General features: G+C 43.8%; 10 protein-coding genes and 1 pseudogene. 8 read left to right on the forward strand and 3 right to left on the reverse strand.

Features of this window, described 5'->3' with window-relative positions:
* The 7 genes from ACEW8S_RS08540 to ACEW8S_RS08570 all read left to right on the forward strand — a co-directional run.
* Positions 1-567, forward strand: a 567-nt coding sequence (locus ACEW8S_RS08540; protein WP_373517737.1) for an LPXTG cell wall anchor domain-containing protein, incomplete at its 5' end; no start/stop codon positions are given.
* Between the two features lie 136 nt (positions 568-703).
* Positions 704-1,141, forward strand: a complete 438-nt coding sequence (locus ACEW8S_RS08545) for a nitrous oxide reductase accessory protein NosL (protein WP_373517738.1) — start codon at positions 704-706, stop codon at positions 1,139-1,141.
* An 8-nt stretch (positions 1,142-1,149) separates the two neighbouring features.
* The gene (locus ACEW8S_RS08550; RefSeq protein WP_373517739.1) at positions 1,150-1,632 is read left to right on the forward strand and encodes a pyridoxamine 5'-phosphate oxidase family protein; all 483 of its coding nucleotides are present in this window, start codon (positions 1,150-1,152) and stop codon (positions 1,630-1,632) included.
* 134 nt (positions 1,633-1,766) lie between these two features.
* Entirely contained in the window at positions 1,767-2,060 is a 294-nt protein-coding gene (locus tag ACEW8S_RS08555; RefSeq protein ID WP_373517740.1) for a cupin domain-containing protein, read from the forward strand.
* A complete protein-coding gene (locus ACEW8S_RS08560; RefSeq protein ID WP_373517741.1) occupies positions 2,060-3,331 on the forward strand; it encodes a nitrous oxide reductase family maturation protein NosD in 1,272 nt (423 codons plus the stop codon). The genes ACEW8S_RS08555 and ACEW8S_RS08560 overlap by 1 nt, the downstream gene beginning before the upstream one ends.
* A gap of 160 nt (positions 3,332-3,491) precedes the next feature.
* On the forward strand, positions 3,492-4,202 hold the full coding sequence (locus ACEW8S_RS08565) for an ABC transporter ATP-binding protein (protein WP_373517742.1): 711 nt from the start codon (positions 3,492-3,494) through the stop codon (positions 4,200-4,202).
* On the forward strand, positions 4,195-4,977 hold the full coding sequence (locus ACEW8S_RS08570; RefSeq protein ID WP_373517743.1) for an ABC transporter permease: 783 nt from the start codon (positions 4,195-4,197) through the stop codon (positions 4,975-4,977). The genes ACEW8S_RS08565 and ACEW8S_RS08570 overlap by 8 nt, the downstream gene beginning before the upstream one ends.
* A 102-nt stretch (positions 4,978-5,079) precedes the next feature.
* Here ACEW8S_RS08570 and ACEW8S_RS08575 read toward each other — a convergent pair whose 3' ends face one another.
* Genes ACEW8S_RS08575 through nirK form a run of 3 tightly spaced genes read right to left on the reverse strand, consistent with a single transcriptional unit; the run spans position 5,080 to position 8,038 of the window.
* Positions 5,080-5,784 (reverse strand): SCO family protein, encoded by a 705-nt coding sequence (locus tag ACEW8S_RS08575; RefSeq protein WP_373517744.1) that lies wholly within the window; start codon positions 5,782-5,784, stop codon positions 5,080-5,082.
* A 6-nt stretch (positions 5,785-5,790) separates the two neighbouring features.
* Positions 5,791-6,567 (reverse strand): formylglycine-generating enzyme family protein, encoded by a 777-nt coding sequence (locus ACEW8S_RS08580; protein WP_373517745.1) that lies wholly within the window; start codon positions 6,565-6,567, stop codon positions 5,791-5,793.
* Between the two features lie 13 nt (positions 6,568-6,580).
* Positions 6,581-8,038 (reverse strand): copper-containing nitrite reductase, encoded by a 1,458-nt coding sequence (nirK, locus tag ACEW8S_RS08585; protein ID WP_373517746.1) that lies wholly within the window; start codon positions 8,036-8,038, stop codon positions 6,581-6,583.
* Between the two features lie 649 nt (positions 8,039-8,687).
* On the opposite strand from nirK, the pseudogene ACEW8S_RS08590 reads away from it, so the two are divergent.
* Positions 8,688-9,421, forward strand: a pseudogene (locus ACEW8S_RS08590) (hypothetical protein); the annotation flags it as partial.

Raw genomic sequence — 9,421 nt, forward strand, 5'->3', positions numbered from 1 at the left:
GAGTTGGAGGCACCACAGTATCCCGATGCATTGGGTATGAACATTTATATTCAGGGAATCGAGGGCGAAGAGGAATTTGATATCCGAAATATCGATGGCCTGAACCACTATATCGGTATGCGTACCATACCCAAGCCTGAGGATATGTGGGAATTCAGGGCTTTTCCTATTTTCATTATCGTTATGGTCGCCCTGGGTGTGCTTATCGGCCTTTTGGGCTTTTTTAAAAAAGTAAGTTACAAATGGTTTATGGGATGGTTCGTGCTGATGTCCGTTTTAGGCGTTTTGGGCATGTACGATTTTAATGATTGGATGACCGTTTATGGTAGCAATCTGGATTCCAATGCCATTATGAAGCTGACCCATCCCGATGGTACGCCAATGACCTACAGCCCTCCTTTATTGGGCCATGAGAAAATGTTAAATTTTGACGTTACCTCGCTGCCGGAAACCGGAGCATGGATGATGTTTGCGGGTATGATGCTGACCGTCATTGCTTTTTTTGTGGGATGGAAGAGTCAAAAATCGGTAAAGAAACAAGAATCCTATAAATTGGCAACGGTATAGGTCTTAACTGGAAAGTTCATTTGGGATTTCCGGCTTCTTGCATCCGACGAGCGGCCCAAGGAGCGGGACGAATGTAGGGACAGGGGGCATTCTTGGCTGCAAAAGCTACACTATTTGAATGGAAAAATAAAGGAAAATGAAGAACCTGATACTTCTGCTGCTGATTGTGCCATTGGCATTCACCTCTTGCAACATCGGCCCCGAACCCATTAATTACGGTTCGGACGCTTGCCACTATTGCAGCATGACCATTGTGGATAAACAGCATGCCGCGGAATTCGTGACCCAAAGGGGAAAAGCCTTCAAGTTCGATTCCATAGAATGTATGATGAATAGTGTTAAGGATACGGATAGTACCGAAATAGCACTTTTCTTGGCCAACGGTTTTGACACCCCCGGCAAATTGATCGACGGCACAAAGGCCACCTATCTTATCAGTAAGAATATCCCCAGTCCCATGGGGGAATTTCTGTCCGCTTTCGAAAACAGGGAAGCAGCGGGCCTTGTACAATCTGAACAAAACGGAGCACTTTTTAGCTGGCAAGATTTAAAAGAACGATTTGAAATCCAATAAAACAGCAGATGGAAGCAACGGAAAACGAAAACACCACGGTAAAAAATATGGAAACGTTGGAATGCCTACAATTGCTGGACGAAAACTATATCGGCCGTTTGGCCTATATCTCTTGGGGAACCCCGCACATCAATCCGATCACCTATTACCACGATGCCGAAGAAAAATGCATTTTGAGCTATTCCGCACCGGGATATAAGATCGAGGCTATGGAAAAGCACGGGTCGGTCGCCTTTCAGGTAGACGACATCCGATCTATACAGCAATGGCGTTCGGTACTGGTTCAAGGTCGGTTCGAGCAGCTTGAAGGCAGTACCGCTAAGATGCACCTACACCGGTTCGCCGAGGGCGTACAGCGTACCATAGCAAAAAAGGAGGGTGAAGCCCCGAAGTTTATAAAGGATTTTTCGAGCCACTTGCAGGAACGGGAAATTCCCATTGTTTACCGCATCCATATAAAGGATATTGTGGGGAAGTTTAGGGAGGATTGAATGAGTAGACCGTAAACAGTAGGCAGTCGCGGTCGGCAGTATCGAAGTTCAGGGCAATTTCAAAAGCGTTTACTAACGACCATTGATCTTCGAATAACTAATTAATCCAGTAACCCAATAAATTTTACGAAAAAATGTACACCATAAACAACACCATAGCCTCCCAGCCCTTTGAGAAGCTCAAAGTAGATAAACTAGTAAAAACTGATTTTTTCGAAATCTTGAGCATCAGTTTGGAGAAAGGTGCCGTTTTTCCAGAGCATACTTCCCCGAGCGATGCACAGTTGATCGTTCTTGTAGGTGATATCGTTTTTCATATCGATGGGGAATCTTACCCCCTTAAAACGCAACAGCATTTCAATTTTCCCAAGGAAGAAAAACATTGGGTAAAGGCCAACGAAAATTCCAAATTTCTGATCATTCGATAATGAAAAACCTTCGTGCGCTCTTTTTTATTTCCATTATTTTTATAGGGACTTGCTTACGGGCAAATACCATTACCGTATGCGCATCATGTGAGGTAAAATCCATAAAAAAAGGGATAGAAATCGCGGCCGATCATGATACGCTTCTCATTAAAGAGGGTATCTACAAAGAGTATAACATTCATATTGATAAACCCTTGACCATAATGGGCCAGAATCTTCCCGTAATCGATGGGGATGACAAGGGCGAGATATTTACCGTTACCGCCGACCAAGTAATAATCGATGGCGTAAAGATTATCAATGTTGGAACGAGTTATACCAAAGACCATGCGGCCATCCGAATGGTCAAAAATAAAAATTTCGAAATCCGCAACGTAGTGCTTGAAAAACTGTTTTTTGGTATTTACCTCGAAAAGGCATCCCACGGTAAGATTACGAACAACAAGATAAAGGGCGATGCTGTCGACGAGTTCGGCTCCGGCAACGGCATACATCTATGGTACTCCAAGAATATCGATATTAATGGCAACGACATACAACACGTTCGTGACGGTATCTATTTTGAATTCGCCGACAACTGCACCGTCAAGAACAACCATAGCCACGACAATATTCGCTACGGACTCCATTTTATGTTCTCGAACCACGATGTTTATGAAAATAATGTCTTTGAGAACAATGGTGCAGGGGTGGCCGTTATGTTCTCCAAATTCATCGATATGCGGCACAATATCTTTAGAAAAAATTGGGGCACCGCTTCTTATGGCCTATTGCTGAAGGAAATCAACGACGCCAAAATTACCGACAACACCTTTGACGAAAATACCATCGGCATCAGCGTAGAGGGTAGCAACCGAATAGCATACGCGAAGAACGATTTTGTCGGTAATGGCTGGGCCATACGGGTCAGGGGCGCGATTTACGGTAATACGTTCACGAACAACAATTTTTTGTACAATTCCTTTGACCTCTCTTACAACAGCAACTTGAACGACAATGTTTTCGATAAGAATTACTGGAGCGGATACACGGGCTACGACCTCGACAAAGATGGTGTCGGCGACGTGCCCTATCGGCCTGTAAAACTTTTTTCTTATATCGTAAACCGCACTCCAGAAACAATCGTACTGCTGCGAAGCCTTTTTATGGACATCATCGATTTTTCGGAAAAAGTTTCGCCGGTTTTCACGCCCGATAATCTCTTGGATGCGAATCCGTTGATGAAGAAAGTGGGCAGCGAGCAGTCGCAGTTGACCGTAAAAATTAAATAGTTGCGGTTGGCAATGGAAAAAAAATACTAAATACTATGTACGAAATACTTTTTACTATTAAAAGAATGACTCAAGACGAGTTCAATGATGGCGTTCATATAAAAAATATTCCCGCCGGAGTTAATTCTGAGGGCAGCCGAAGTACGGGAATGACAAGACGATGATTAATATACAAAACCTACATAAAAAATTCGGTAAGAACGAAGTGTTGACCGGTCTCGACCTCAATATCAATAAAGGCGGCATTTTCGCCGTCCTCGGCCCCAACGGTTCGGGCAAGACCACATTGATAAAAGGTATCTTGGGCATGGTGGTTCCTAACAAAGGAACGATATCAATCGATGGAAATTCCATAAAAAACAAGTGGAAATACCGCGAAGGCATCAATTACCTACCCCAAATAGCCAATTTCCCTGGCAATTTAAAAGTAAAAGAGCTGATACGAATGATGAAGGACCTTCGGCAGAAAAAGAGTGACGAAGAAAAGCTGATTGCTCTTTTCGGCCTAGAACCTTTTTTGGACAAAAAATTGGCGACCCTTTCAGGCGGTACCAAACAGAAGGTGAATATCGTGCTTGCCTTTATGTTCGACAACCCTTTGATCATTCTCGATGAACCTACAAGCGGTCTGGACCCCATGGCTATGATCCGATTAAAGGAACTGATCCAGAAAGAAAAGAAAAAGGGCAAAACCATTTTGGTCACTTCGCACATTATGCAATTTGTCGAAGAGATCGCCGACGTGATTGTATACCTTTTAGAGGGAAAGATTTATTTTAAGGGAAGTATCTCGGCCCTGAAAAAGCAAACCGGCCAAACCAACGTAGAACATGCCATCGCGGCCATAACAACCACCCCGGCCGATGTTTAAGATACTCAAATACAGCTTTTACGACCTGATCCGTAGCCGGTGGAGCTATGTCTATTTTTTGTTTTATCTCGCCTTGGGCTTTGTGTTGTTGTTTTTGAACAACGACGTATCGAAAGCCGTCATAACGCTGATGAATGTCATCATTGTGCTGGTGCCTCTTATCGGAACAATCTTCGGGGTCATGTATTTCTACAATTCCAAGGAATTTAGCGAACTGTTGCTGGCGCAGCCCGTTAAGCGTTCGTCCATTTTCTTGGGGCAATATTTGGGCGTGGCCGGTTCGCTGGCATTAAGCCTCGTTCTGGGTCTCGGTATTCCCTTTGTGCTTTACGGACTATTTCGCAGTGATGCCATCTTCGATTTTTCCCTGCTTCTGGTTGCTGGTGCGTTTCTAACGATGATTTTTACGGCGTTATCCTTTAACATTGCGTTATCGAACGAAAATAAGATCAAGGGCTTTGGATATGCCGTATTGCTCTGGCTGTTCTTGGCGGTCATTTACGACGGACTTTTTCTGATGTCGCTGATTGTGTTCGAGCAATATCCGTTGGATACCTTTTCGTTGGTGGCGACCATGTTCAACCCCATTGATTTATCGAGAACACTTATCCTCTTAAAGCTGGATATTTCTGCCCTTTTGGGATATACCGGTGCCGTCTTCAAGCAATTTTTCGGCACCGATCAAGGTTTTCTGGTCTCGATGCTGATGTTGGTACTTTGGACGGTGTTGCCTATTTGGCGGTTGATACACAAATCCAAGAAAAAGGATTTTTAAGGTTGATTTGAAAATAAAAAATATCCCTTTATTTTTATACGATTCATCCAAACTTAGAAGATCCACAAAACTTAGACCATCATTTATCGGCGAGAAGATTCCCTAATCAACCAATTCCAAAATTTTTGAAACGGTCTCTTCGTGGTTAACGCCTAGCCCTTCCTTTTGGTGTGCCAGCTCGCCCTGTTGGTCAAAGACGCTAATGATATTGGAGTGAGAAAAATCCATCGGCGAGATCTGTTTGTAGTTCACGGCGAGTACCGCGGCAAATTCACGGGTATCCGATTCGGAGCCCGTTAAGAATATCCATTGATCTGATTTCATTTCGTTTTCTATGGAAAATTCTTTAAGACGTTCGGGCGTATCGGTTTCGGGGTCTATGCTAACCAGCACCAATTTAATCTTATCTTTTTGGGCTTCGGGAATTTGTGCTTCGATGCCCCGCATGTCGGCCACCAGCCTTGGGCATGCCGCTTTGCAAGTGGTATAGATCATGACCATGACGACCACATCGCCCTTTAGTCCCTTTAGCTCGATTTCCGTATTGTTTTGGGTCTTCCATTTCGAGGGCAGGTTGTAAATGGAAAGATCCGAGATTTCATCGGTCTCCTTTATTTTTGTTTCCAAAGGTTGCAGATTCATTTTGCAGATGGCACAATTTCCGGGTTCATCGAAAATCTTGTCCGCTTCACATTTCATGGGGCATTGATATTCGATTATGGCCAGATCGTCTTTCTTTTTTGTATGGCACGACGTTAGGGTTGCAAAAAAGATAAACAGGAATAGGGTATGTACTATTTTTTTCATTGTATTTTAAATTTTAGGAACATCCTCTGCACAGCGAAATCCCAAGTTTTTTACGGAATATTTGGCGTTCATACTTCCCCGAAAGGCATAGCGCATAAAGGCGGCATAGTTCATCAGGTCCGATGCCCCGACGGCGGCACTTCCACAGAACAGATTACTGTCTTTGTCCACATCTTTATTTGATTCCCCAGAAATCAAAACAGAGTTGAAATCCATCGTCCACTCCCAGACCAGGCCGTGCAGGTCATAGATGCCCCAATAATTTTTAAAGGTCGATCCGATCTCGTGGTTGAAGGTTTTTGGGGCTTCGTACCAATCCAATATTTTTTGGTTATAGGATTCCTTCTTTCTGGCATCGGCCATTTTTTCATCGGCCATCGCCGCAAATTCCCATTCATCGATCGTGGGCAGCCTTTTTCCTAGACATTCGCAATATTTCTTGGCTGCGAACCATGAAATGTTGGTAACCGGAGCATCGGCCGAAAGCTGGCTTCCGTACGAAAGGTCGCTCTCCCAATGAACCAAATAATTGCCATCGGCGAACAAGGGTTTTACCTTGCTTTTTTGCCATACCGGAAATTCCTTGATAAATTCCAAATACTCCGCATTGGTAACAGGATAGACATCCATGGAAAAATCGGCGATGGTAACGGCCGTGGAATCTACACCGTATAAAGGGATGTAGGTTCCTCCCTTTACATTCACCATATTTTCTTGCCCCGTGGCTGTATGGACGGCAACGAAACATACCAACAAAAAAACGCTTTTTAAAAAGGTACCCATAGTTTTTGTTTGATTATTTACCACTCCGAACGGACTTTACCATTGATGGGGTCACTTCTTTTTTGGAATTGCCCCAGCTGTTATATACATAGGTAAGTACGTTGGCAATCTCATCATCCGACAAGGTCTGTGCGGTCATTACACTGTTGTATTTTTCTCCGTTGACCGTTATTTCACCGGACTTGCCATGAAGTACAATGTCGATTGCACGGGTCACGTCGTCGTTCAGATAATCTGATTTTGCCAAGGGCGGAAAGGCGTTCGATATTCCCTGACCTTCGGCCTGGTGGCAGGCAAAACAAGTCTGCATATACGTTTGCTTTCCGAATTCCACCATTTCGGCCATTGATTTGGCGGGAATAGGTTCCCCCTCCATACCGTCTTTAATGGGCATTTTTTGGATGCCGCCCCCTTCGGGCAAATAAATACCGTCTTCGATTTCCCCTGAATAGATGGTCTTGTTCTCCTCGCCGCTTACTTTCAACATGGCCAAAGCGCCTTTGTTGAACGCCCTGAATATCGAGTGATCGACCAGTATAAACGATCCGGGCACTTCAACTTTGAATTCTACGATCGCCGCACCCCCAGCGGGTATTACGGTAGTCTGTACGTTTTCGTTCACGAAACTTCCGCCTTCCATACGGACTATGTCAAAAATTTCGCCTATCACATGAAAGGATGATACCAGGTTCGGGCCGCCGTTGCCAACATACAGACGAACGGTTTCGCCTACGTTTGCGGTAATGGCATTATCGCCGGTCATGGCACCTACCTTTCCGTTGAAGACCACATAATCGGCGTCCTCATCCACGGCTTTTTGCATGTCGAAGGGTTGCAGGCCACGGTCTCCATAATCCCCCTTGGTATAAAAATCACCTTGCATTACGTAATATTCTTTGTCCACATCGGGCAGACCTTCTTCGGGCTCCACCAAAATCAGACCGTACATGCCGTTGGCAATGTGCATGCCCACAGGGGCAGTGGCACAATGGTACACATAGAGTCCCGGATTTAGCACCTTAAAGGAGAACACTTTTTCATGCCCTGGTGCGACAAAAGAAGATTCGGCACCACCACCTGGGCCTGTAACGGCGTGAAGGTCGATGTTGTGCGGCAATTTGTTATCGGGATGGTTTTTGAGGTGGAATTCCACTTCATCGCCTATCTTGGTACGGATAAAACTTCCGGGCACGGTACCGCCGAACGTCCAGTATATATATTTTACCCCATTGGTCATTTCACCTTCCTGTTCGAGGATTTCCATATCGACGATCAGTTTTTTCGCCTTTCTTTTTCCCGTCGGGGGCGGTACATGGGGCGGCGAGGTCAAAATGGCCTTCATTTCTACCGTAGCCGGTATGTCGGCACTTGCGATTTCCTTATTTTCACTGTTATCCTTACAGGAGCTAAAAAGACTTAGCAAAGCTGTGACGAATACTAACACCACGGATTTAGGGGTATTGGATTTCATGTTTATTTGGATTTTAGTTATTTCTATACCTATATAAAAAGACCTTTTTATCTTTTATAAGTACAAATATAAGATGGACTTTTATCTCAAAATATGACAAGTGTCATGTTCTATGCTTATGTTTTGGTAATTTCAAGTCCTTAGATTTCCAAGACCAATTCTTCCAAAGCATCCTTCGCGCAGAAAGAGTCATATAGAATTTTTGCTTTGAGGATTTGAACACCTCCATGGAACTGGTGAAAAGTCCTTCATAATAGAAGATTCCCTCTTGTAGATTGGTCGCAAACAACAATAAATATTGTTTTTGTTTTTTAATAATCGCCCTACGGGTCTATGTAATTTGATCTTTCAGATAGTTTAGATAAATGGAAAGTTCCTTGACGAACATATGGGGCCTATCGGTCCGGGAAATAAGGACGGTTCTGCCGTAAATATGGTCTGTCATTTGCGAAGGGAGGCGATCTTTGAAAAATAGGCCATGTTAGGCCCTAGACAAAACGAAACGTCTTCGCCTTCGTTTTTGGTAAAGGATCCCGAGCGTACAAAATTGAAGGTTTTAAAACACCGAAAAAATGATTTTTATTTGGTTTTTTTACAATAATCCAACAAATTGGCCTATCACTTTGTTTACCTAAATTGCGGTAGCAAAATGATAGATTTAAAACTGCATATTCGAACGTCCTTCGCCTATTTTTTGATGGCGGCATTATTGGGTGTGGTGCTGAGGTCGTTTGCATCCATCGAAATTCCGGTCAACTACAAATTTATAGTCCATACCCATTCACATATCGCACTTTTGGGATGGGTATATATTGCATTGACCACTTTAATCTATAAATTGTTCGTGCAGAGTCCGGTTAAGGAAAAAGAGTACGGTCGTATTTTTTGGTTTACACAGCTAAGTCTGGTGGGCATGCTTTTTACTTTTCCATTTACCGGCTATGCGCTTTTTTCAATTATTTTTTCGACGCTCTTCCTGTTTGCCTCGTATTGTTTTTTTTGGTTTTTCAGGAAGCATGCTAAGCGCGAGTTCAAAAAAACGAACGGCTATACCTGCATCACCGCCGCCCTTTGGTATCTGGTACTATCCAGTTTGGGGCCTTGGGCCTTGGGTGCGATTATGAATACGCTCGGGGCGGAATCCGTTTGGTACCGTTTGGCCATCTATTTCTATCTGCATTTTCTCTATAATGGATGGATGATTATGGCCTTGTTGGGCCTGTGTTTACATTTGTTCGAACCACGCGGGATAAGACCTTCAAAAAGTATCTTCAAAAAATTATTTTGGTGTTTTAATTTAGGGATAGCCCTGTCCTTCTTTTTATCTACGCTGTTCATAAAACCACCCATACTTTTGAACGTTCTCGGTGGCGTAGGAGGGGC

Origin of the sequence: Pricia sp., assembly GCF_041745955.1 — a bacterium.
Classification (GTDB): domain Bacteria; phylum Bacteroidota; class Bacteroidia; order Flavobacteriales; family Flavobacteriaceae; genus Pricia.

What these genes read in the sequence shown, in the direction of transcription:
- ACEW8S_RS08570 (WP_373517743.1), top strand. Translation starts at nt 4,195, where the DNA reads ATGTTTAAGATACTCAAATACAGCTTTTACGACCTGATCCGTAGCCGG.
- ACEW8S_RS08580 (WP_373517745.1), bottom strand. Translation starts at nt 6,567, where the DNA reads ATGGGTACCTTTTTAAAAAGCGTTTTTTTGTTGGTATGTTTCGTTGCC.
- ACEW8S_RS08560 (WP_373517741.1), top strand. Translation starts at nt 2,060, where the DNA reads ATGAAAAACCTTCGTGCGCTCTTTTTTATTTCCATTATTTTTATAGGG.
- ACEW8S_RS08545 (WP_373517738.1), top strand. Translation starts at nt 704, where the DNA reads ATGAAGAACCTGATACTTCTGCTGCTGATTGTGCCATTGGCATTCACC.
- nirK (WP_373517746.1), bottom strand. Translation starts at nt 8,038, where the DNA reads ATGAAATCCAATACCCCTAAATCCGTGGTGTTAGTATTCGTCACAGCT.
- ACEW8S_RS08575 (WP_373517744.1), bottom strand. Translation starts at nt 5,784, where the DNA reads ATGAAAAAAATAGTACATACCCTATTCCTGTTTATCTTTTTTGCAACC.
- ACEW8S_RS08550 (WP_373517739.1), top strand. Translation starts at nt 1,150, where the DNA reads ATGGAAGCAACGGAAAACGAAAACACCACGGTAAAAAATATGGAAACG.
- ACEW8S_RS08565 (WP_373517742.1), top strand. Translation starts at nt 3,492, where the DNA reads ATGATTAATATACAAAACCTACATAAAAAATTCGGTAAGAACGAAGTG.
- ACEW8S_RS08555 (WP_373517740.1), top strand. Translation starts at nt 1,767, where the DNA reads ATGTACACCATAAACAACACCATAGCCTCCCAGCCCTTTGAGAAGCTC.